The following is a 22,680-nucleotide window of genomic DNA, read 5'->3' as shown; positions in this document are numbered from 1 at the left end:
CTTTAAGGGGTGCACTTCATTTTGCAAGGGTGTCTTTTTTTTATAATGAAGAAGTAGAACAAGGCTTAAAAAGTGTGCTGGAGAGTATGAGGAAGTGAGCGAAGGTGAGGAAATTCCGTCTCATCTAAAGCTGCCGCATCCAGCCTTAGGAGCATTGATTGCGCAGGAGTGATATGCCTTGGTAGAGATGCATCATCGCCATCATCTCTTACAAAAACAAAGAAGCTCTGACGTCATTTGGACGATCAGAGCTTTTGACTATATCAGGTAAGGCGTTCGTCTGATATATTTTTGATGTGTTCGGAAGAGTAAATGAATTATTTCTTTTCAGACAACCATTTAGATACTGCTGATATTTCCTTTGCATCTTTAAGAATACCTTTTGGCATAGAACCTTTACCGTTTTTGATGACATCACTTATCGCTTTTTCATCAAGCTGTGAGCCGATGTTAGCAAGTGCAGGGCCTACCATACCTTCCAAGTTTTGACCGTGACAGGATGTACAACTTTGTTTAACGATTTGTTCAGCATTGATATTGGTAGTTCCACCAGCTCCGCCGCCCTTTGCTTCTTCGCCATGTTTAGGCGGATAAATAATAGAGGCCACGAGGAACAGTACGAAAACGAGGAACAAGATACCAAAAGAGAACCCAAATGCTTTCGCCGAGTCAACTACGTCGTTTTGATTCACGTCTTTCTTAAAGTTTGAACCAGCCATGCGAAAGGAACCTCCTAGATACTAGATATAAGAATGAAACCTACTTGCATTTTACGGGAAAAGCAGTGTACTTGCAAGGAAAGTGACACACTAGTTCACAATGTACACAATTCTGACAATATTTAAAGAACTTATGTTTTCTTACCTTATTATAGAAACATATTCAAAATGATGGATAAAGTAAGCGCTTTTATCGGTAAAAAAGGTAAAGATTAAAAGTGAAATAAATTGATTAATCTAAAAAAGTCTGACATTTATCATTATAAAACCTTGGCAATTTTTTGTATAGGGAATCCATTGTCTGGAAGTGTATGGAAAGGATGTTTCAGCAAGTTGTTGTTCCCTTTTAATTGTGGTAAAGTAAAGATTATAGACAATGAAGGGTCGGTTGTACTTACATTGTAACGAGGTGAAATATTATGCTAGCTTTACTTGCAAAGATTTTCTTAATAGTTTCCGCTATCGGTTTAATTCTTGTCGTTCTTCTGCAATCCGGTAAAAGCGCCGGTCTTTCTGGTGCAATTAGCGGTGGGGCTGAACAACTTGTTGGTAAACAGAAAGCAAGAGGAATGGATGCTGTTTTAGGTAAAATCACAGTGGTTCTCGCTGTATTATTTATGCTATCCGCTATCTTGCTGGCATTCTTCCTTCAAGCAAAGTAAATGGTAAAAAGACAGCAGACGCTTTTGTGTTGCTGTCTTTTTTTGTACGCATTTCTACATATGATGGTACAAAGAAATAAATGACGGGTACAATAGTAAGGAAAGTTACGAAATAAGAACATGTTTTGTGTTGAACATAACTTGGCATACTAAAACATAATCAAGAAAAAAGGAGCTTTTACATGAAAGATATAGATATCCTTTCCTTTATGAGGGAACAGGCGTATCATCCGATGACAATACATGAACTAGAAGAAGCGTTTGGCTTACAGGGCTCGAACGATTTTAAGCAACTAGTAAAAACCTTGAATCAGCTTGAGGATAATGGGGAAGTTGTACGTACACGCGCTAACCGCTATGGGATTCCAGAAAAAATGAATTTGATTCGCGGTAGGCTACAAAACCATCCTAAAGGGTTTGGCTTTGTCATTCCTGAGACTCAAGGCGAAGAGGATGTGTATGTGCACTCGAATGATATGCAGGGAGCAATGCACGGGGATACGGTATTAGTTCGAGTGGAAAAAGAAGCATTCGGAAGTCGGCTGGAGGGTAAAATCGTTCGGATAGTGGAACGTAGCACCAATACGATTGTCGGAACCTATCAGGATGAGCGCCACTATGGCTTTGTTATTCCAGATGACAAGCGGATTGGCAAAGATATCTTTATCCCACAGCAAGCAGTAAATGGGGCTGTAGACGGCCATAAAGTGGTTGTACAGATCGTTAAGTATGCAGAGGGTAGAGGAAACCCTGAAGGTGAAATAACCGAGATTCTAGGGCATAAAAACGATCCTGGGGTGGATATCCTTTCGATTATTAGAAAGTTTAACTTACCAGAGGGCTTTCCCGATGATGTTCTATCAGAAGCCGAAGCGGCTCCTGATAGAATTTCGGATGAAGAGATAAAAGGTAGACGCGACCTGCGTGAGCGCATGATGGTCACTATTGATGGAGCAGATGCAAAGGATTTGGACGATGCCGTTTCTCTGGAGCAATTAGAGAACGGGAATGTGCGTCTAGGCGTTCACATTGCTGATGTTAGCTATTATGTAAAAGGAAAATCAGCGCTAGATCAGGAAGCATACAGACGTGGTACAAGCGTGTATCTTGTGGATCGAGTCATTCCGATGATCCCACACCGGTTATCAAACGGTATTTGTAGCTTAAATCCAAAAGTGGATCGGTTAACGATTACCTGTGATATGGAATTTGATGCAGGGGCTAATGTTGTTTCGTATGATATCTATTTAAGTGTGATTCGAACCAACGAGCGAATGACATATGCAGATGTGCGTAGTATTTTACAGGATCAGGATCAGGAGTTACGTGAGAAATATCAGGAATTAGTCCCGATGTTTGAAAGCATGGAAGAACTTTGTCTCAAATTGCGTAAAAAACGGATGCAGCGCGGGGCTATCGATTTTGATTTCCGTGAGGCTAAGATTTATGTAGACGCTGAAGGAACACCAACCGATATCGGCTTCCGCACGCGCTCCATAGCTGAGCAAATCATTGAAGAGTTCATGCTCGCAGCCAATGAAACAGTTGCAGAACACTTCCATAAGCTGAAGCGTCCTTTTATTTACCGGATTCATGAAGACCCAAAGGAAGAAAAGCTACAAAACTTCATGGAGTTCATCACTAGCTTTGGATACAGCGTGCGAGGCAAGGGAACGTCGGTCCATCCAAAAGCGTTACAGCAGCTGTTAGAGGAAATCAAGGGGACACCAGAAGAAGTCATTATTAGTACGGTATTGCTTCGTTCCATGAAGCAGGCACGTTACGATGCGGAAAGTATGGGACACTTTGGGCTATCTACCGATTACTATACGCATTTTACTTCGCCTATTCGCCGTTATCCGGATTTAATTGTGCACCGAATGATTCGTTTATGGTTGGAGAAAAAACAGCTTGATGCGAAGGAAGAGGCATATTGGACTGCTGAAATGCCAATCATCGCAGAACATACTTCACAACGAGAACGCGTAGCGGTAGATGCCGAGCGCGAAACAGACGATCTGAAAAAAGCAGAGTACATGCTACAGCATATTGGCGAAGAGTTCGAGGGCGTGATTTCAAGTGTCACCTCCTTCGGTATCTTTGTAGAGCTGCCAAACACGATTGAGGGATTAGTCCACGTTAGCTATCTAACAGATGACTATTATAATTACCATGAAAAAATGTACGCTTTGATCGGAGAACGTACAGGTAAGCAGTATCGCATTGGCGATGAGGTATTGGTCCGTGTAACTACTGTTAATGTTGACGAGCGTACCATTGACTTTGAAATCGTAGGTATGAAAAAACCAAGTGAGCTGCGATTTAACAGATCTCGTCAGGCAAAAGTGATTAATGGTAATGGCCGAGACAAAGATCGCGGTGGCAATCGAAAACAGCGTCGTTCGAAGTCTTATAAAGATACGGGTCCGGCGGCTGCGAAACGGAAGCGTAAGCAGGAACGAAATCAAGGCGATCAGAATACCCGTGGAAAAGATGCTCAACGCCGTTCAACTGGTAAAACAGGAACGGGACGGTTTATCTCACTTCCAGGCCAAGAAAATCAGGAAGCAGTGGAAACCAAACAAAAGGGCTTTTGGGAGGATTTTGTAAGCTCCAAGCAAAAGAAAAAACGAAAATCCGTGGTAAAACAAGCGAAGCGTAAGCGGAGATAATCCTAGAAGAGTCGCAAGAAGGCAATGGAGTACAAAGCATTGCCTTCTTGTCTTATTTTTGTTAAAATTAAAGGCACTACTCTTGCTCAGATGAGGTGATTTCCGTGACCGTTTCTAAAAAAGGAACAAAAACTGTAGTCCAAAACAGAAAAGCCCGACATGATTATCACATTGAAGAAGTGATGGAGGCAGGTATCGAGCTAACCGGTACGGAAATCAAGTCGATTCGAGGCGGACGAGTGCAGCTGAAGGATAGTTTTGCTCGTATTGTTAATGGAGAGCTAATCTTGTATAACGTGCATATTAGCCCTTACGATCAAGGCAATCGATTCAATCATGAACCTGAACGCAATCGCCGTTTGTTAATGAAGCGTTTGGAGATTCTGAAATTGAACAGCTTGATTCGTGAACAGGGATATTCCCTTGTTCCGCTTAGCATTTATTTAAAAAACGGCTGGGCAAAGCTTGAGCTTGCTGTTGTCCGTGGGAAAAAGAATTATGACAAGCGTGAGGACCTGAAGAAAAAGGATGCCCAACGCGAGGTTGCGAGAGCGCTGAGAGACCGTCAGAAATATTAGAGGAAAAGAACGGCTTCAGGCGGCAGTTCTTCCAACTCTGCCAGTAACTCACATTGAGATTTTTACGTAAACTGTGGTAGTATAGGTGTACAACGATGGACGATTCGAGACATCGTTGCAAGCCATTTATTTTATATGAGGCTGTGTAGTAAAGAAAAACTGAATAAGTTTTCTTTGCTCTTTCTATCCTGGGGGCGTTTTGGATTCGACGGGGATGGTAGAGCATGAGAAGCGAGCCGGGGGGCTGCGGACCTCGTCAACAACGCGGAAAGCCATTAACTGGCAACAAACAACTTTCTCTAGCTGCCTAATCTCAGCTAGGTGCTACCACTCCATCGCCCATGTGGCGTGACTAGCACTCACTCTTAGTGGGATACGCCTGAGGCTTCCGTCTGGAGCTGATGGAAGAAGATCAATCAGACTAGGTAGCGGGTCAGCGCGTCACTCCGCGAATCCACTACCGAAACATAAATGAGTGACTGCGCTCGGAGATGCTCATGTATCGCTGTTTTCGGACGGGGGTTCGAATCCCCCCGCCTCCACCTAACAAATCCACAATTTTCTCAGTTACATAAGTCTTGAACATGCCAAACAGTTGTCGCAGGATGTCCTCCGTGATGACTGTTTTTTTGTTATTCAGATCGAGTTCTTTGATGTTAAACTCCAGATGGTTTCTCTGCTCCTCTAGTTCCGTCATTTTTTCCATGAACGTCGCTTGAGTGAAGCCTTGGGCAACTGCCGAAACGATGTTGTCGAGCTGTTTGTTGACTTCCTGGAGTTTGCTTTTAGTACCGACAGATCTTCCTGCCGCTCAGTATTTAGCGAGTTCTAATGCTCGTTCAACTGCTCGACTAGATGGGGGATCACATCGTCATTGAAAATCTGGGCGTGTAGTTCGGAAATCACGAAGTTTTCGATGTGCTCTCTTCGCAATTCCTTGTTGTCACAGTTCTTTTTGTTGTCTCGATTGCCACTCCGGTATGTCACGTACGTTATTTTGTTTCTGTCGAAGGGGTGGGAGTTGTCCATCCATCATAGCGAACTAGTGATCGTGTTTCTCAAGGCATTCGCCGCAGACGATCAGGCCGCTGAGGAGATAGGTTTCTGTTGCCTCGTACGCTGCTGGAGAACGCTTGTTGGCTTTCATTTTTTCAAAGACTTTCTGGTAATCTTCGGGGGAGATGAGGGCTGGCATTCCGTCTGGGACGCGGACCACATCCTCATCGTCTTTTATGGCATGTCCATTACGCTTGCCGAAAGCGTTCTTGCTCGCGGTCTTGTTGAAAACATACACGCCGGAGTACTTTTCATTTCGCAGGATGTCATGAATGCTATTCTTGCCGAAAGGTTTTCCCAGCTTTATTTTGTAGCCTTTGGCGTTGGTGCATCGATGATTTTGTTGTACCCGTACCCATCCAGTTACATAGAAAGATCATTTTAACTTGAGCAGCTTCTGTCTCGTTAATGACGTACTGTTTGGAGACTGGATCGACGTCGTAACCGAGGGGAGAGAGACCGCCTGTATGCTTGTATTGAAAGGCATTTTCTTTTATGCCTTTCATCACTTCTCGGGTTAGGTTTTTGCTGCAGTATGCCGCCATTCCTTCGATAACAAATTCAAGCATAATACTCTCAGGTGAGTCATCCAGGTTTTCTGTCACACTCAGAACTCGTACGCCATTCTGTCTTAGTTTTCTTTTATAGTGGCTATTGTCGTACCTGTCGCGTCTGAAGCGGTCTAGCTTGTGGACGATTACGTATTCAAACAGGTTGAGTGCGCTATCATGAATCATTTTTTGAAATTCAGGTTGCTTGTCCGATGTAGCACTTTTGGCTCGATCTGCGTAGACCTTTACGATTTCGAAGTTGTTTAGTTTGGCATACTCCTCAATGGCTCGATTTTGAGCATCGATTGATTCGTCTCGCTGGTTGTCGCTAGGGCGTGTTTTCAGACTTTGAATGCGTCTTAAAATTTGGTAAACTTTTCATATGGGGAGACGATACGAACTACGCGCCGACCAATGTGAAAAGCTTAAAGACCTCTTGCCACCTGAGCGGAAGGCACAAGGCAGACGTCCGGCGAAGGACAATCGCCAGATGCTGAATGCGATACTTTGTGTGGTCCGCTCGGAAGCAGCATTGCGGGATCTGCCCGACTATTATGGAGCGTGGCATTCCGTGTATATGCGGTTCCGCCGCTGGGAACAAGCGGGCCTGCTCGACCGGCTCGAAGTACGGGACGCTGAACCGGATGCCGAAAGCGTCATGATCGATGCCTCCATCATCCGGGTTCACCAGCACGGGGCCAAAGCAAAAAGAGGCAGCAATTCCAAGCGATCGGAATTTCACTGGGAGGCTTAGCCTCCAAAGTCCACGCGGTCGTGGACGCACTCGGCTACCCGTTGAAATAGGAAGGAACGCCGGCAACGTGAACGACTACGTAACGGGCTATGAGATCCTGTAAAAGATGGATGTCGAAGGCAAGAACGTTATGGCAGACTACGGATATGACACAAACAAGATCTTCGCACTGCTGGAAGAGAAGTAGGCGCATGTGGTCATTCCCAGTTGCAAGCATCGCACCGTCCAAACGTCTAACCGATGGGCGGCTGTTCAAAGAGCGTCACTTGGTCGAGTGCTTGTTCAACAAGCTGAAGCATAATCGCCGACTGACGACCCGGTACGATAAATTGCCTCGTACCTTTGTCACTTTCTTAAAGCTCGCCTCGGCTATGATTTGGTTGGCTTAGGCTTTGAAAACACACCCTAGAAATATCCTAACCACCATTAAATTGTTGTCGGAAAAGTTTGATATCAATTGAAGGGGTTCTCAGAATGTTGCAATTTGAATTATCCGGCGCTGCTACTGTATCGCCCTCCTTAGCGTATCAGTTGTGACTGCTTTACTTAACAATAAAAAATCATAAGAATATACATTCCATGACAAATATCTGTCTCTATGGGCTATTAATAAAGCTGGAGTGGTTTGGTGTTTTTTGAAGTGGCGAAAATGTTTCTGATCCTAAGATTCCAGAGTAGATACATACATATCAGTCTTAGAAAGGAGATTGCCGAATGAGCCTTCTATTAAATTCCGTAAAAGAGGCGACATATCTTGTTGTTCCTAAAGCAGAAAGATACCGTCCAATCTGCTACGTTTTCTATCAGAAGTACCGTCAGGAATACAACTCTTATATGTTCCTGGATGATGTGTATCAAGAATTAGTAACGTCAGAGCAGTTTGGCCCTCACTTTAAGGATTACTCCGAGAAAGAATTGGAAGAAGACCTCAAGGCGCTCGTGAAATGGAACAACCTGATCGTCCATCAAGACGAATCCCATGCACAACGCATCGAGGATTTTTATAAACGCAAGAATTATTATGAGGTCACGCAATATACCATTTCACTCGAACGTACGCTTGAGGAGATGCAGCATAATCTGCAGGCGATCCGCGGTGGATCGTTCGAGCGCGTTTTGGCGGACCATATTTTAGAGGACCTGACCAAACTTCGCAGGTGGAGACCTTCGGACAATGGGACGTTGGGCGATATCCGCAACATCTGGCGGGACCTCATGTCCCGATTTGAAGCCCTTCGCAACGGTACCGCCGACTTTTTGTCACACGTAAACAGCGAACCATATGAACGCCTGATCCGCACGGAGTCATTTTTGCCGTACAAAGAAAAATTTGTATGTCTGTTAAGCGACTTTGTGGTCGGCATTATGGAGAAGAAAGATTTGATCGAGGAGCGCCTCGGGTTCATCGATGAAAGTGAGATCGAGCACATTATTTCCGCGATTGTTTCTTACGAAGCGGAGCAGCAGATTGATGATAAGTTTGAGGTGGAGCTTGCCTCCGAGCGAAGAAGGGCAGAATGGCTCGGTTTTAAAGGGTGGTTCGTGGAGATCAATGGCCGCAAAGCGAGTTCCCGATTTCTCATCGAGCAAACCCGCGGCACCATCCAAAAAATTGTACGGATTGCAGATCAGATCAGCGATAAATTCAACTACTTTAAAAGCCGCAAGAATGACTATTTGGAACTGGCCCGTATTTTTGCGAACACTTCGGACTTGCGGGACTGTCATGTTATTGCTGGCGCGATGTTTGGCGTTTCCACCACAAAACATTTCTTAGTCCCACGTAAATCTGAGGATGATAACACTAAGCACGTGTGGGAATGTGTTCCATTCGAACAGCCACTCAACAAAAAGACGCCTGGGAACCGCAACGGACGCACCAAACTGCCTGTATACGAAGATCCCTTAGCACAGATGTCTCTGGTTCAGGAACATCTAGAGAAAACGCGGATGGTGCAAGAGCAATTCAACAGCCTGATCAAGGACGGAAAAATTACGCTGGATGAGATCGGTGTCGTGTATCCCGAAGTGCGAGATCTGCTACTTGAGTTGTTGGGACAAGCCATGATTACAAAAGGCTTAAAAAGCCGAACGGAAGACGGGCGCCGATTTTATCTTAGGTTACGTTCCAGCAAGCGTATTCGCCTGCGTTCCACTGATGGTACACTGACGATGAATGATTACGAATTCGTATTTATGGAGGAACAGCATGGGTAAAGATCGGTTGGTGCTTCAGGAATGCATTGAAGCCCTGTTTCATTACCACTGGATTCATCGGGACACGCAGGCGGACCTGTATTTTCAGATTCTCGCTCGAAAAGCGGAAATTGCCGACATGGTGCGCGAATACTTCGGTTATCGTTTACTCCTGCGTAATGAGTTTATCAAACTAGAGAAAATTCCCGTCTCGACAAAGCCGTTTATGGGCATTAGCGACTTTACGACGTCGCTCCACTATTTGTTTTTTTGCTGCTTCCTTGCTTTCTTGGAAGACAACGGGGAAGACAAGCAGTTTACGCTGCATAACGCTTGTGATGCCATCCGTATGTATTATCCTGAAGAAGCCGTTCCTTTCGCCTGGGAGGAACGTTCGCACCGTAGGGCCTTTGCAGATGTTCTGCAGCATTGCGTGAAATTGAGGCTCGTCTATGTCGTGGACCGTGACATCGACGGGTTTCGAGACGATGAAAGGTATGATGTTTTGTTTCAGACCACGCCTTATTTTCGTCACTTCGCACCGCTTTACTTCTTTGATCTCAGCAAAATCCAAAATCGTAGTCAGTTGGAAGAGTACATTGTGAAAGAGATTGCCAATGGCACAACCCCGAGACAACGGCTCCTGCGCAGATTCTTTTTAGAATCGGCCGTATATGATGACGAACTGTTAGCAGAGGAAGTCAAGCTTCTGGAAGAGAGGGAAGAGCTAGAGAGACTGAACGAAATGATTTCAGGACCGTTTGAATATTGGCACCTCGAACGGTACCATCGTACGACGATGCTCACCCATGCAGAAAACCGTTACGGTGACTATTATCCCAAAGATGATCAGATTTCAAATGCAGCCGTGCAATATGCAACCCTCATTTGGGATAAGGTAAACAGCCAAGAAGTAGCTCTTGACCATAACGGCCGTGTTCTATGTTCGGAATATGAGGCGATCAAATGGTTTCAAGAGATCAAAGATCTGCATAGCCATGGGTGGACCAAATCGTTTACGGAACGGCCTGTCACCGTCATTTGGAGAGAAGTTATGGAGTATATGTCTTACTTTCATATGGCGGATGCGCTTACGGACAAGCAGGTTGTATTTTATTCCGCTGCGGGCCGCGTTACAGGAGAATACGTATCTCAATCTATATAAACGGAGGTGATAGGCGATGAGCACGTTTCATTTGAATCGCTTCGGTCTCATAAATTTCTGGTATCACGGTGACACGGTTTTTGAGTTTAGCAATGGGCGCCTTTTTGTCCGCGGTGCCAACGGCTCTGGTAAATCGGTATCCACTACCATGGCAGTGCCATTTTTGCTCGACGGCGATAAGCGACCGTCGCGACTTGACCCATTCGGCTCGCAAGATCGGCGGATGATCGATCTTTTGCTCGGCAATAAGCATGTATCAAAGCGCGAGGAAGGCACAGGATATCTCTACATAGAGTACCGCAAAGGAAACACCTTTGTAACCGTTGGCATCGGCTTGAATGGAAAACGGCGGGAAAGCGACAACACCATGCGCACGTGGTATTTCATTCTCCGCAACAAGCGCATTGGGTATGACATTCAGTTGTATGATGAAAAGATTGTAAGCGGGGAAGCCAAAAAGTTTCCTCTTACCAAGGGGGACTTGGCAGACCGCATTGGCGGGGACGGAGAAGTTACCGATAGCCAGCAGCGTTACGTGGAGATCGTGAATCAAGAAATCTATCGGTTTAAAACCACGCAGGAATTCAAAGAACTGATCGGCGTGCTGCTCCAGCTCCGAAGTCCGAAGCTCTCCAATGCTGTGAAAGCGAGCGAGGTGTCCAACGTTCTCTCCGATGCTCTTCCAGAATTGTCGCAATATGAATTGGCCCCGCTCTCCTCGGCGTTGGAGAGCATGGATAGCCTGCAAGAAAAGAAGACTCGTTTTGGCCGGGAACTCGGTTTCCTTACGATGTTGGCGGACGCGTACGATACATACAACCAGCTCTCTCTATATGAAAAGGCGAGATATCTCGTATCCAGCGAGAAGCGGTTTAATGAATCTATGAAGCGCATGAAGGATTATAAAACCGCCGAAGCTGCGGCATTGGTAACCAAAACAAATCTAGAGCGGCAATGGACGGAACAATCCAATATCAAAGAGACCCTCCAGAGAAAAATCGTCTCCCTGCAAGATCACCCCCTCTTTACACTGGAGGAAGAGTTAGGTAAGGTAAAGGATGCCCTGCAGGAATCAGAGAACAAACTGCGAGATAAGGCCGAAGCCATGGAGAAGAATAAAGGACAACAACGCCAGGTGGAAGATCGAATCAAGCGAAGTGAAGGAGAGGAATACAAAGCTGCTCAAAGCCGCGAGGATGCGCTTTCGGAGATGGAGTCGCTAGCGGATGAGGCCTATTTCTTGCCCCACACCGCCTTGAGTCAGCACTTCGAATCCAGTCTCGAAAGTTTCTCAGACGCGGGATTTAAAAATTGGCAAGAAACCCTTCAGGGGCATCACGGCAAGGTGCAGGACATTGCGAGTCAACTTCGTTCCTTGCAATCTCGCCTCGAACACGAGGATCGGATGCAGCGACATGTGGCGGTCGAAGAAGAACACGAAGAAGGAATCGAGGCAGAGATTCGTGCCTTGGAGAAAGGAATTGCCGAATGTGCCGCCTCGGTCGAACACGCCGTTATAGAATGGGCAGAAGGTGCACAACAATTTCAGGTTCAGCCTACCGAGCTTCTCGAAGCAAAGGAAATACTGCAAGGGGTTGGCGACCTTCTGGATGACTCCTCCCCTGCGGCAGTTACGGATTGGTTAAACGTTTTGTACAACAAGCGCCTCGGCGCACTTCAAGAAGAGCGAGCAAACCTTACGGCCTCCATTGGTCTTTTACAAAAGCAAATAGAGGAAACGGAAACAAAGGTGGAAGAGCTGTCTGCGCAAACGGAGATAGAGCCCGATCTTACCGCTTCTGAGGTGGTTGAAATGGAGCGTTTGCGCGCACAGAACATCCGCGCCGCTTATTTTTATGAAACAGTTGAATTTATGGAAAACATAGAGCCGTCCGTGAAAGAAGCCATCGAAGGCGCTATTACACGCGCGGGCCTTCTAACGGCCCTTGTGGTGCATGAAAGCGATCGTTCGATGGTTGCCGCTTCCATGACCGTAGTACAAACAGGCTCTTATAAAGAAGAAAATCTGCTGACTTACATGCGCTCGACGCCGATAAACGGGCTCTCCGAGGCTGACATCCGCGCCGTGCTGCAAACCATATCCATTGTTCCCCATGAGGAAGGATATGTGCTTGAAACGGGTGAATTCCGCAGCGGCATGGTTGGGGGGCTGGCACCTCGATACGAGGATGCGTACATCGGAAAATCCGCGCGGGAACAAATTCAGGCACGCAGGTTGAAAGAACTGCAAAAGTTACGTGAAGAACTTATTCACAAAAAAGACAATCTGGAATCTAAATGCTTTTCCGTGGAAAAGCAGCAGAGCCTGCTTCATATGGAGCGGGATATGTTCCCGTCTCTCGAGGGGCTAAAGGATTCCCTTGCCTGCCATGAAAACAAGACTCGGGAGCGTGTCGCCCAGCTCTCCTTATTGGAACGGCTCCAAAACGATCTGCGTGTGTATCGTAACGAGACCCAAGTCGCGCGCAATGCGCTCCATTATGTAGCGCAGGAACTGGAGCTCCCGCTTACGCACGCCAGCTATCAACAAGCACTCTGCGATATTGCACGCTACAAGGAAATGCTCGCTGAGCTTCGCGTGGCCCACACCGCGTGGCTTGCTGAGATTAAATCGCTATCTGACCTTACAGCAGAGAAAGAACGTTTGGTTGATTATTATGAATTACTTACCGATGAGAAAACGGATCTTGAGCGGAGCATTGCCAGGAACAAATCGCTGGAGGCGATGTATCTCGAGCGGATTGAGGATCTCGGTGATACAGACGTGAAACAGGAGATCGAGGAAGCAAGAAAGGCGGCCCAGACGGCAGACCAGCTATTGGAAAATTATAGAAAACAAATTACTGAAGCAGAAATTAACATCCGTACACTTGCTGAGAATCATGAGAAAGAACAGCCGCAAATGGAAGAGCGGCTGAGGCTTTTGAATGCGTGGACGAAATTGTATCAAGAGGAGCTGTCTCTCTGTTTTGTATGTCCTCCGCAGAGTGCTTCCCAGGTCGTGAAGGCGCTGGAGGAAACGTGCAAGGCACTTTCGTCGGATGTGGTGCTTTCTGCGCTAAAAGATGCAGAAGGCCACGCGCAGCGCGAACTTGCGGATTACAATCTAAAGCAGTCGCGTCGCACGATCCAGCTTGAGATTCAGGCAAAAGACAAGGAAGCCCCGTCCTGGCAGATCCTTGAACAGCACTGCTCGCGGCAATTCCTGGTCTTTTTGCCCCAGCATGTGGAGAGCACGCCGCGTGAAGTACACCGTGATGTGGATGATCAATTAAAGCTCATCTCACAACATATTCAGGAAGAGGAGCAGAAGTTGTTTGAAAAGGTGCTCATTGATGTTGTCGGTACTGCGATCCATGAAAAAGTGCGGGCCGCGAAGCGTTGGGAACAAGACGCGAATGTGATGCTGCAACGTGTGACGGGCACCATCCAGATGCGGCTCGAATGGGTTCCTCTCACAAGCAAAGAAGAAGACCAAATTTCGACAACGGAGTTGCTGTCGTATTTATCTAAAGAGTCCATCTATTTGACGCCGTCGCAAAAGGAAAAAGTACGCCTGCACTTCATGTCCAAAATCAATGAAGCACGCAAAAAGTGCAAGGACGACGCGAGTTTCTCCATGTTTGAAGAAATGAAGAATGCGCTGGATTATCGTAGATGGTTCCGTTTTGACATGTTCATCACGCGCAAGGGTATTCCAGAGGAGCGCTTTACGAACAAGGTGTTCGGGGAGCTCAGCGGCGGGGAAAAGGCCATGAGCATCTACTCGCCTTTGTTTGCGGCGATAGCGGCCAAATATTCGTACGCCGCGCCTGATGCGCCACGTATCATTTCATTGGATGAAGCGTTTGCGGGCATCGACAGCGAAAATATTGCGCAGATGTTCCAGCTCGTACACGATTTTGAGTTCGATTATATTATGAACTCCCAGGTGCTGTGGGGCTGTTACGAAACGGTAGATGAACTCTCCATTGCTCAAATTCTTCGCTCTGTGGATTCCCCTGTGCTCGCTGTTGCACGTTACTATTGGGACGGCAAAGAAAAACATCATCTATCGCTAGAGCAAAGTATCGAGGAGCATTCCCGCAATGCAGGATAACAGGCAACTTGTGGAGATTTTTCGGCGCAGCGGCGGCTTTGGCCGCCTTTTCGACTTGTATCGTAAGAAGTTTGAAAGTTATGGGGCATTCGGCACGGTGCAAATGCGGCCCACCGGAGAAGAGGAAAAAGCTCTACGCGGTTTTCTTGGCGTTCGCTACAAGGGACCTCGTTTCCCAGCCGCCGCCTTTGAAAAAGCGGCCATAGAAGCAGGATACTCGGCTTCACTGCTTGAATTGTTGGAGTTATACTACGGCTGTCAACTTTCCACCAAACGCGAACAAAAAGACTTAAGACTATCGGCTTGGACGAATCTTTTTGTTCGAGTAGAACGAGATTTTATTACCCAATTCAATATCTCAAATACTGATCTTGAAAATTTTATTCAAAAGACATTTAACTGGTTTCAAAGATTGAAGGAAGGAGAAGCCAAAGGTTATAGGGTTTTGAGAACGGTTTTTGACAGAGAAACGAATGCCTATTCAGAATTGTTAACATGTTTGAGTGCCTTATGGCATTTGCTCATGAGAAAAGACGAGATGCTTAAAGAACGTGGAATCTCTACTGGCAAAATTAGATTACCTATGTTCGCTGCTTATGTTACTGAGGATTCACATGCCTTCGATAAAACAAATGCATTAGGAAGATTATTATGGAGTGCCCTTAATGATATAAATAGCCAAAGCCTAAAACTAAGCGGAAATGTTGATAACGATACGACAGTCATGCCAGAGTATTTGTTTGAACGTCAAATTTATAGGAATTTCGACGTTCTGGACGATGATCTTAGTTCGATTTCACATGTTTTTGTACCCCATCTAATTAAAGGCACATCTCCTCGTACGTTAAATTTACGGGAAATCGAAGAGATGAAGCAATATCCAAAATATTCGTCATTGTATATTATCGAAAATCCGTCTGTCATTTCTTATCTAGTTGATGAAACCATTCATTTTCTTAATTTAAACAAATTTTCATTAGAGCAACTTCCATCAGATTTTCCAGTTCTACTTTGTACTATCGGACAGGCAAGAACTGCTTCTAAAGTATTTATAGAAAAATGTCTTGAAGCAAACCCAAGTTGCGTTATTTACTATTCTGGGGACCTTGATGTTCCAGGCATTCAGATGTTAAACAATATGAAGGAGCAGTTCTCAGCAGAATTTTACGCTTGGCGTATGGAAACTTCTATATATCGTAATTATGTTGCACCCAAAAGCAAACCTTTATCTGATGCAGACTTAAAAATCCTTCAAGGATTAGAAGGAGGCTTAGCAAAAGAGATGATACAGATTAAAGCAAAAGTTTACCAGGAATCATTTGGGAAAGAACTGAGAAGTAATTGGATTAAAGAAGTATCTTCTGTGATTTCTAAAAATCAAGTAGATAAATGAATCAAGGCAGGGATTATAATTCTGCTTATGATAGAGTGTGTTTCAAACTATGAACGGGCATAAGAATTTGGTAAACTTTTCATATGAGAAGACGATACGAACTACGCGACGATCAATGGGAACAAATTAAAGGTTTCTTGCCGCCTGAATGGAAGCCACAAGGCGGACGCCCGGCAAAGGACAACCGGCGGATGCTAAATGTGATGCTCTGGTTGTTCCGCTCGGGAGCGCCGTGTGTGATTTGCCCGAATATTACGGACCGTGGCAATCGGTGTACACATGATTCCGCCGCTGGGAATAAGCGGGGCTGTTTGACCGGATGCTCGAAGTGCTCGCCGCCGAACCTGATGCCGAAGGCGTCATGTTCGATGCCTCCATTATCCAAATGGTTAACACAGGATTATTTCCGTCTCGATACTAATGTTTTCTTTAATGGGACTGAACTATCAAAATTAAGCGTTGGTCAAAAAGGTGCAGTAATATTAAAATTATATTTAACCGATGGAGACTATCCAATTATACTTGATCAACCAGAAGACAATTTAGATAATAGATTTATCTCTAACGAGTTAATAACAGCTTTTCGTAAAGCAAAAGAGAAAAGACAAATTATTATAGCGACACACAATGCTAACCTTGTAGTAAATGCAGATGCTGAACAGATTATTGTCGCAGATTTTATTAATAACAGTATAGTTTATACATCAGGATCAATTGAGAATAATCACCTAAGAAAGGAAGTGGCAGGTTTGCTAGAAGGTGGGGAAGAAGCATTTAAACAAAGAGAGAACAAATATGGTTTTCTATAAAGCTTATAGAAGTGTTAATATGTGGATTTGAATCATCACGACCCACCCCCACCATAAATATATCTACGATTTTTTAATTTAATTATATCGTCTACTTGTTTTTTAAAACGATATCCTTTTCCACAAAACTACAAACGGTTGTCACAGTTTATCTTTCTGTGATGACTGTTTTTTTGTTCAGATCAAGTTTTTCATGAGCTGTTTGGTGACTCCCTCGTACATTATTAACCTTGGAGGGTATTTGTACATAAGCCTACGAAAAAAATGAAATGGTGTCACAAAATCCGCTCAGCTGGATCAAATAATTGATCTGGAATCAGAAAGGGGGAATGACACATTAAAAACAAACGCTAGTAGCTGTAAGTATGATGGCATTATTAATATCAGCAGTATCCCCACTCACAAGCATGTCGGCACCAAGGTCCACTTCCTCAGCCTGAAATTCACTGTATACCTTCTTCATACGTTTTTCTTCCTTATCAATTAATGAACTGTATTCCTCTAAGGACAGGGTGTCATCTGCTAAAACCATCATCCAGTTTTTTCATCTTCTGTTGCTTATTTCAGTTTCACGATGTATTCAAATTTGATTTCGTTGTACCGTTTTTAGTTTTACCAAAGAGTAACTTGTGAACAGCAGAATACCCAGTAAATGTTATTCGTATTTACCAATCCTCACAATATTATAGACATAATATTCATTACTATGGCTAGACATATACTCTATTTTATGCTCCAAACTACAAATAAATCTAACTAATATTTTAAGGGGAATTTATTGTGAAATTAAATAAATGGATATAGTTTACAAATAATTAGTTTTGTTCTGATATTTACATATAATTCAAAATAAGGGGTGGAATATTTTTGTTTAAAAAAATAGTAAGAAGATGTAAAACAGCTTTTTTATCATTCTTATCTCTATGTATGTTACTAACAATTACATTAAGTAATTATACATATGCAAAGGATAAGGACTTTGAGGTTTTACGGAATGATGATTACGTAACAGAAGCAATGGTACATGAGAATGGGGAAGACTATATTGCTTCAATGGATAAGGAAACAAAAAAAATTACCTTTAAAACAGAAGAAGCAGAATATGAGGTTATTCTTGATGGAATTAAAAATGAAGAAGATGGTACTAGTATTTTAGAGGGGAAACTAATTAACGAGAGTAATGGAGAAATAATTAATCTCGATAATTTTAACCAAAAAGAGGATTTTAATAAAAATTTTCCTAGCTTTGCTTTTGTCTATCCACTAGATTTAGGATTAACAGCTGCTTTAGAAGCATTGTTAATAACAACCGCGACTATTGTTATTGGTGGTGCGACATACGTTTTAGTATCAGAAGTAAGCGAACAATTAAGGCAAAATAAAAAATATGACTATTTTGCAGCATATAGATACTACTTTAAAAAGGAAGGTGATTCTAAAGTCGTTATTGGACCTGGTATCAGTGAGGGGGAAGCAGAGGCTCGCTTAATGGAAGATTCAGATACTTTTGCTAGGACAAGAAGTCTAGCTAAGAAAATCTTTTACAAGGTAACTAGAGGTCCGGAGATTCATGGGAGTTATCCAGATTATTTGTACCATTTTCACGGAAAAGTACCAGATGACAACCGACCTGGTAAGTATAGAGAGAGTCGTGGTCATTCATTTTATTTGGGAATTAATTGAATAATTAAGATAATCGCGAGTGTGGTAATATTATTAATATAATCACACTCGTATTTTATATATCGGGGGCGAACTTATAATGCAAAAAGAACGAGCTGAAATACCTCTAATAATCCCACTTAAGCCTATCGTAAGTCCATCATTCATAGCTTGCAGTCATTCCCAAGAGCAAGGAAAACTAGCAATCTGTAACATTAATCTCGAAAAAGGGAAAAAGGAAACCATATATTCCATCCCTCAACAAATAGCGAAAATCTCAATCTCACCTACAGGCAATGTAATATACGGAGCTGAGCTTGATCAGCAAGATAACAAAAATGTAATCGCATTTTATAGGATAGAGATCAATGAAAAACGTACAAATAAAATTGCAGTGATACCAGCTGACGAATATCGCAATAAATGGATGGAAACCAATAGCCTTAATGACGTTGAGGCTCATTTATCTGAAATATATGCCCTAGATGATCAGTACGCCATTTTTTTCATCTCAAATTCAGGGGTAGAGTATGGGAAACCTTATTATAGTGATATTTTCTTAATTGATTCGATTGAACCATCTGTTTATAAAATAACTTCAGATATAGGTCATAATGATAGTTTGCTTCGACTTGATAGCCTACAAGCTTTCTATGCTGATCAGCATTACTACTTCTATATGAAGACAGGTAGAATTTATGCGTATGAAAAACAAAGCATGTGGAGAGAGACAAAAGCAAGCAACCCTTACTATGACCATTTGGAAACCATCATGATTTTTAACACGAAGGATTTTATTGAACAGGTAAAAGCCAATCCCAAAACGCTAAATGGAAAATTAGTGAAGCAGGTTAATTACAATCAGACTTTGAGTGAAATAGATATAACAGCAGAGGGCATAAGCTATTTATTAGGCGACATCCCAAATGATGTACAATGCTTGATAAAATACAAGGCGAGCAGCAATGAAAAAGATAAAATTTTTAATGAGACAAGTATAAAGGAATACAAAAATAGGGATGTACATGAAGATTGGCTGTATGAGCATATTTCCAAATTACAGAACAACATGAATGATAGGTATACGTTAGAAACTCGATATAATCATTATAATGTATTCCTAAGCGAAGATTTTAGTTAGACTGGATATCCGAAATCAGTACCAATCAAACCACAACTCACTTCCCCTGACAAACCACATCATATATGATTGAAATTATACAACAAATGAAAAATGCCTGATGAAAATCCCAGGAGGTGATAAGCAATGGCAATAAAGCGTAGTTTGCCAGAAACCGCAGCATCTCATGCAAAGCCAAGTATTGGAGGCGATACTTTGCATGGGGTGGACATTCAATAGAAAATCGCCCAATTTAGCATAGATCATTTCTAATTTTTGGCTTTGCACCTTATTTTCATTGATTTAATGAATAGGGGGCAGTCAGAAATGAAATATGTGAGTGCAACAGCTATTTTACCCGAAAAGCTGCTTGTTGAAATTCAAAAATATATTCAAGGTGAAACCATATATATTCCCAAACCAAAAACGACGCACCAAAAATGGGGCTCGCGTTCTGGCGGAAGAAAGCTCATTGATGATAGAAATACTGCCATTAGGCATGCATTCAAAAGTGGAAAAACGATTCATCAATTAGCTGATGACCATTTTCTTTCGATAGAAACGATTAAAAAAATTGTTTATTCAAATAAACAGGCGTGAAGATTGCTGCACTTATAATCTATTCCCAAGATTATAAGTGCTTTTTGTATGTCGAGTTCATTTCATAATCAAAGACTGCATATCAAAGCACAAGCCAATTTTTTATAGTGAAAGAGCGGAGAATGGAAGAAAGCTTGAGCCTTTTGAAAAGACTAGGTTTATGGATTTGGAGGGAACGATATGGTGGAGCCATTTATTCAAAATCATCAATATAACTTTATTAAGAAGCAAATAGATATTCTGCGAAACGCTACCTTAACTGTTGCCGATCCTAAAGTAATGGAAGCGGTGAGGTACGGTTCAGAGGCAAAAGTAATAGACGTGTTTCCTACCGTTACGGATATTCAAAAACAATTGTTGGGGAGAATCTCTTCCATAAAAGCGGAAGATTTTCAGGATTATCTCCGTTCATTAACACCCTACTTACTTGAATTTCCACAGGTGACTGAAAAACAGATCAGGAAGCTATTCCCCAAAAATAAAAAGCTTAAGGTTCCTGATTTAGTAACGATTGACTTCCTCAAGGTAACCTATCTTGGCTGGATTAACATTTCTAGCAATAAACTATTCATTGTTTATCATTTGAAGGGGAAAGCCGTCGGGATCGAAGGGAGATATTCTCTTGTACACAAGAAAAACATATGTGCATTATGCCATGGATATACGGATGTTGCTTTATTTTCAGCGATCTCGAAATCAAGAGCTGCTCATGTATCCTCTGATTATTACAAAGCGGTTGGTCATTATATATGTATCAATAGTCATGAGTGTAACAGCAGGATTACGGATGTTACTGCGTTAGAGAGGTTTATTGAGGATGTAATAGGCTAGACAGTTCTAGTTGGTATCAAACCATATAAAATACTCACCTCACTGAACCTTTCGTAACCTGATGAGTCACAGTTTAATCAATGGTTGAACATTAGACGTTTCTAAGAGATTAACTATCGTTCTCTATAATATCGCAAATGCAAAAGACACCTCATGATTCAGGTGTCTTTTCTTGTACAAATACATGAGGCCTCCAGAATAATATTTATATGACGACGGACCTTCGTTGAATATTTGATGCAGTCCCGCCAACCTCAATTTGTTTGATTTTCCCCTGATTAATAGAGAGTCTTGAAATAAGAGTGGAAGGCTGATTCATGCTATGACCCTGAGAGAAAGCTAAGCGGTGAATGGCCTGATCAGAAATGAATTTATGCTTGTACAAATAGCATGCTAGTGCCCCGCAGGATGTCCCTGTCGCACTTTCCTCCGGTATATCATACAAAGGGGCAAAGTTCCGGCAAGCAGCAATCATTTCGTTTTTTGTATCCAATGTGAATAAATGAAAGCCAGTAACCTGATATGTTTTGCTTAGTTGTGAGATCAGATCAAAATCAGGTGCAATGTTATGGAGAATCTCTAGGTTTTTTATCGGAACAAGGATATCTTTTAATCCCGTTGATCATTTTATCTATTATACGTTTTTTTGAAATATTATGTTATTTTATAGATTATCCAAGTAAAGCCATACTCTGAAAGACAACATTATCGTGCAGTTAGACACAATATTATCCTGTGTATGCTTGTCAACGGTTTTATCCCATAGAAAAAATAGTCGATCATCTAATTCAGAAAAGCGCTGGACTAGTTTATTTAGTCCATTCAAGAGATGTCTACCATCTTGACGATACATATGGTAGGTCAATAACGCAGTAAGTGTAGAAGAGAAGGAGCAATTATTTTATATGTAAACAAGTAGGAGGGTCTATATTGGAACGATTTACAGACGAGTATGGTCATAAATATTGCTTTAATATGGTAACTCATTATGGGGGCAAGGTAGCCGTGCATTGCCCAAAATGCTCGAAAAACGCATATATTTCAATAGAATCTAATGAATATGTTCTAAGATGCGGAGCGTGTTATTATACCGAAACGAAAATGGAAGCCTATAAATACTCGGCTAGAGGGGTATGCCAGCATTGTGAAAGATACTTCAATCTGGAAGTAAAGGATGAAAAGCAAATGACCCAAAAACAACTGAATATAGCTTGCCCTCATTGCCAGACAATCAATCAAGTGCCAATGCATAGAGTGGCAGATTATCGTTGGCGATATCAGGATATTCGAGATGGGAGGGATCCTATTTTTCATTTGGAATTATACTATTTGGATTATTTTCGCGGGAAACCGGTGTGGGCAGTAAATCGAGAGCATTTGAGCTATCTGATATCCTATACGTCAGCCACCTTGCGTGAAAAACCAGCAAATGGTCCTATGCGAACTGCCTCTCATTCCCTTCCTGTTTATATGAAAGAGGCGAAGAATCGGGACGCTATCATAAAAATACTCCATAAGCTACAGAAAAAATTTGAAGATTAGCAAACACAAAGACAAATACCCGGATGAGGTAATAAGAAGGCGGGGGGAGGAGCCGGATATTTTGCTGATAGCCAAAGCACTCCAATATTATCATGAGCATGATGCTTTTATGGAATAAATGGAAAGTTCATATATCATTAAGGAGCGATCGCTAACGCTTGACAAAATGAATTAGAAGGAGCGAACATTTCATGCAGTATGCAAGAGCAGTGGCTGATCATATCGGCATACAAATGAATTCAGTTTCTTT

18 protein-coding genes, 1 other RNA gene and 3 pseudogenes are annotated in these 22,680 nt (G+C 42.8%); 17 read left to right on the top strand and 5 right to left on the bottom strand.

The features are described 5' to 3' along the window. Positions 1 to 317: 317 nt before the first annotated feature. Complete coding sequence (locus AYJ08_RS18450; RefSeq protein ID WP_064018940.1) at positions 318 to 719, bottom strand: c-type cytochrome; 402 nt, start codon at positions 717 to 719, stop codon at positions 318 to 320. A gap of 419 nt (positions 720 to 1,138) precedes the next feature. Here AYJ08_RS18450 and secG point away from each other — a divergent pair, with 419 nt between their 5' ends. The 4 genes from secG (at position 1,139) to ssrA (ending at position 5,176) form a co-directional block, all read left to right on the top strand. Next, positions 1,139 to 1,381 carry a preprotein translocase subunit SecG gene (secG, locus tag AYJ08_RS18445; RefSeq protein WP_003334399.1) on the top strand — a complete coding sequence of 81 codons (243 nt, stop codon included), beginning with the start codon at positions 1,139 to 1,141 and terminating at the stop codon, positions 1,379 to 1,381. A 182-nt stretch (positions 1,382 to 1,563) separates the two neighbouring features. After that, the gene (rnr, locus tag AYJ08_RS18440; RefSeq protein WP_064018939.1) at positions 1,564 to 4,053 is read left to right on the top strand and encodes a ribonuclease R; all 2,490 of its coding nucleotides are present in this window, start codon (positions 1,564 to 1,566) and stop codon (positions 4,051 to 4,053) included. Between the two features lie 104 nt (positions 4,054 to 4,157). Then, on the top strand, positions 4,158 to 4,631 hold the full coding sequence (gene smpB, locus AYJ08_RS18435) for an SsrA-binding protein SmpB (protein WP_031411713.1): 474 nt from the start codon (positions 4,158 to 4,160) through the stop codon (positions 4,629 to 4,631). A 190-nt stretch (positions 4,632 to 4,821) separates the two neighbouring features. Continuing rightward, positions 4,822 to 5,176, top strand: a transfer-messenger RNA (tmRNA) gene (gene ssrA, locus AYJ08_RS18430). A gap of 497 nt (positions 5,177 to 5,673) precedes the next feature. On the opposite strand, the gene AYJ08_RS24590 is transcribed toward ssrA, so the two are convergent. Next, a complete protein-coding gene (locus tag AYJ08_RS24590) occupies positions 5,674 to 5,961 on the bottom strand; it encodes a recombinase family protein (RefSeq protein WP_231929164.1) in 288 nt (95 codons plus the stop codon). Position 5,962: 1 nt separating this feature from the next. After that, the gene (locus AYJ08_RS24585; RefSeq protein WP_231929162.1) at positions 5,963 to 6,523 is read right to left on the bottom strand and encodes a recombinase family protein; all 561 of its coding nucleotides are present in this window, start codon (positions 6,521 to 6,523) and stop codon (positions 5,963 to 5,965) included. A 97-nt stretch (positions 6,524 to 6,620) separates the two neighbouring features. Here AYJ08_RS24585 and AYJ08_RS18420 point away from each other — a divergent pair, with 97 nt between their 5' ends. The 8 genes and pseudogenes from AYJ08_RS18420 to AYJ08_RS24580 all read left to right on the top strand — a co-directional run. After that, the gene (locus AYJ08_RS18420; protein ID WP_064018938.1) at positions 6,621 to 6,992 is read left to right on the top strand and encodes an IS5/IS1182 family transposase; all 372 of its coding nucleotides are present in this window, start codon (positions 6,621 to 6,623) and stop codon (positions 6,990 to 6,992) included. An 89-nt stretch (positions 6,993 to 7,081) separates the two neighbouring features. Then, the gene (locus AYJ08_RS23145; RefSeq protein ID WP_157452892.1) at positions 7,082 to 7,381 is read left to right on the top strand and encodes a transposase; all 300 of its coding nucleotides are present in this window, start codon (positions 7,082 to 7,084) and stop codon (positions 7,379 to 7,381) included. Positions 7,382 to 7,706: 325 nt separating this feature from the next. After that, positions 7,707 to 9,209, top strand: coding sequence for a TIGR02677 family protein (locus AYJ08_RS18415; protein ID WP_064018937.1), 1,503 nt, complete (start codon positions 7,707 to 7,709; stop codon positions 9,207 to 9,209). Continuing rightward, entirely contained in the window at positions 9,202 to 10,353 is a 1,152-nt protein-coding gene (locus AYJ08_RS18410; protein ID WP_064018936.1) for a TIGR02678 family protein, read from the top strand. Before AYJ08_RS18415 ends, AYJ08_RS18410 begins: the two co-directional genes overlap by 8 nt. A gap of 16 nt (positions 10,354 to 10,369) precedes the next feature. Further along, a complete protein-coding gene (locus AYJ08_RS18405) occupies positions 10,370 to 14,473 on the top strand; it encodes a TIGR02680 family protein (protein WP_064018935.1) in 4,104 nt (1,367 codons plus the stop codon). Beyond that, a complete protein-coding gene (locus AYJ08_RS18400) occupies positions 14,463 to 15,866 on the top strand; it encodes a TIGR02679 domain-containing protein (RefSeq protein WP_018670240.1) in 1,404 nt (467 codons plus the stop codon). Before AYJ08_RS18405 ends, AYJ08_RS18400 begins: the two co-directional genes overlap by 11 nt. Positions 15,867 to 15,949: 83 nt before the next feature. Continuing rightward, positions 15,950 to 16,090: pseudogene (locus AYJ08_RS24995) on the top strand (transposase); the annotation flags it as partial. Between the two features lie 159 nt (positions 16,091 to 16,249). After that, positions 16,250 to 16,675: pseudogene (locus AYJ08_RS24580) on the top strand (TrlF family ATPase); the annotation flags it as partial. A 337-nt stretch (positions 16,676 to 17,012) separates the two neighbouring features. Here AYJ08_RS24580 and AYJ08_RS18390 read toward each other — a convergent pair. Next, on the bottom strand, positions 17,013 to 17,210 hold the full coding sequence (locus AYJ08_RS18390) for a hypothetical protein (protein WP_064018933.1): 198 nt from the start codon (positions 17,208 to 17,210) through the stop codon (positions 17,013 to 17,015). A gap of 332 nt (positions 17,211 to 17,542) precedes the next feature. Here AYJ08_RS18390 and AYJ08_RS18385 point away from each other — a divergent pair, with 332 nt between their 5' ends. The 4 genes from AYJ08_RS18385 (at position 17,543) to AYJ08_RS18370 (ending at position 20,888) form a co-directional block, all read left to right on the top strand. Beyond that, positions 17,543 to 18,358, top strand: coding sequence for a hypothetical protein (locus AYJ08_RS18385; protein ID WP_064018932.1), 816 nt, complete (start codon positions 17,543 to 17,545; stop codon positions 18,356 to 18,358). Positions 18,359 to 18,437: 79 nt separating this feature from the next. Continuing rightward, on the top strand, positions 18,438 to 19,478 hold the full coding sequence (locus AYJ08_RS18380) for a hypothetical protein (RefSeq protein WP_064018931.1): 1,041 nt from the start codon (positions 18,438 to 18,440) through the stop codon (positions 19,476 to 19,478). Between the two features lie 306 nt (positions 19,479 to 19,784). Next, the gene (locus AYJ08_RS18375) at positions 19,785 to 20,057 is read left to right on the top strand and encodes a CD3324 family protein (RefSeq protein WP_064018930.1); all 273 of its coding nucleotides are present in this window, start codon (positions 19,785 to 19,787) and stop codon (positions 20,055 to 20,057) included. Positions 20,058 to 20,237: 180 nt separating this feature from the next. Continuing rightward, positions 20,238 to 20,888: a FusB/FusC family EF-G-binding protein gene (locus tag AYJ08_RS18370; RefSeq protein ID WP_064018929.1), complete on the top strand. Its 651-nt coding sequence runs from the start codon at positions 20,238 to 20,240 to the stop codon at positions 20,886 to 20,888. A gap of 205 nt (positions 20,889 to 21,093) precedes the next feature. On the opposite strand, the pseudogene AYJ08_RS23135 reads toward AYJ08_RS18370, so the two are convergent. Beyond that, positions 21,094 to 21,498, bottom strand: a pseudogene (locus AYJ08_RS23135) (PhzF family phenazine biosynthesis protein); the annotation flags it as partial. Between the two features lie 320 nt (positions 21,499 to 21,818). Between AYJ08_RS23135 and AYJ08_RS18365 the strand changes: the two are divergent. After that, on the top strand, positions 21,819 to 22,430 hold the full coding sequence (locus tag AYJ08_RS18365) for a hypothetical protein (RefSeq protein ID WP_064018928.1): 612 nt from the start codon (positions 21,819 to 21,821) through the stop codon (positions 22,428 to 22,430). The last annotated feature ends 250 nt before the right edge of the window (positions 22,431 to 22,680 follow it).

The sequence above is a fragment of the Brevibacillus sp. SKDU10 genome (assembly GCF_001645205.1).
Lineage (GTDB): Bacteria > Bacillota > Bacilli > Brevibacillales > Brevibacillaceae > Brevibacillus_B > Brevibacillus_B halotolerans.
This window is presented reverse-complemented; position numbering and strand designations above follow the sequence as displayed.

What these genes read in the sequence shown, in the direction of transcription:
- AYJ08_RS18450 (WP_064018940.1), bottom strand. Translation starts at nt 719, where the DNA reads ATGGCTGGTTCAAACTTTAAGAAAGACGTGAATCAAAACGACGTAGTT.
- secG (WP_003334399.1), top strand. Translation starts at nt 1,139, where the DNA reads ATGCTAGCTTTACTTGCAAAGATTTTCTTAATAGTTTCCGCTATCGGT.
- rnr (WP_064018939.1), top strand. Translation starts at nt 1,564, where the DNA reads ATGAAAGATATAGATATCCTTTCCTTTATGAGGGAACAGGCGTATCAT.
- AYJ08_RS18420 (WP_064018938.1), top strand. Translation starts at nt 6,621, where the DNA reads ATGGGGAGACGATACGAACTACGCGCCGACCAATGTGAAAAGCTTAAA.
- AYJ08_RS23145 (WP_157452892.1), top strand. Translation starts at nt 7,082, where the DNA reads ATGAGATCCTGTAAAAGATGGATGTCGAAGGCAAGAACGTTATGGCAG.
- AYJ08_RS18415 (WP_064018937.1), top strand. Translation starts at nt 7,707, where the DNA reads ATGAGCCTTCTATTAAATTCCGTAAAAGAGGCGACATATCTTGTTGTT.
- AYJ08_RS18410 (WP_064018936.1), top strand. Translation starts at nt 9,202, where the DNA reads ATGGGTAAAGATCGGTTGGTGCTTCAGGAATGCATTGAAGCCCTGTTT.
- AYJ08_RS18405 (WP_064018935.1), top strand. Translation starts at nt 10,370, where the DNA reads ATGAGCACGTTTCATTTGAATCGCTTCGGTCTCATAAATTTCTGGTAT.
- AYJ08_RS18400 (WP_018670240.1), top strand. Translation starts at nt 14,463, where the DNA reads ATGCAGGATAACAGGCAACTTGTGGAGATTTTTCGGCGCAGCGGCGGC.
- AYJ08_RS18390 (WP_064018933.1), bottom strand. Translation starts at nt 17,210, where the DNA reads ATGATGGTTTTAGCAGATGACACCCTGTCCTTAGAGGAATACAGTTCA.
- AYJ08_RS18380 (WP_064018931.1), top strand. Translation starts at nt 18,438, where the DNA reads ATGCAAAAAGAACGAGCTGAAATACCTCTAATAATCCCACTTAAGCCT.
- AYJ08_RS18375 (WP_064018930.1), top strand. Translation starts at nt 19,785, where the DNA reads ATGAAATATGTGAGTGCAACAGCTATTTTACCCGAAAAGCTGCTTGTT.
- AYJ08_RS18370 (WP_064018929.1), top strand. Translation starts at nt 20,238, where the DNA reads ATGGTGGAGCCATTTATTCAAAATCATCAATATAACTTTATTAAGAAG.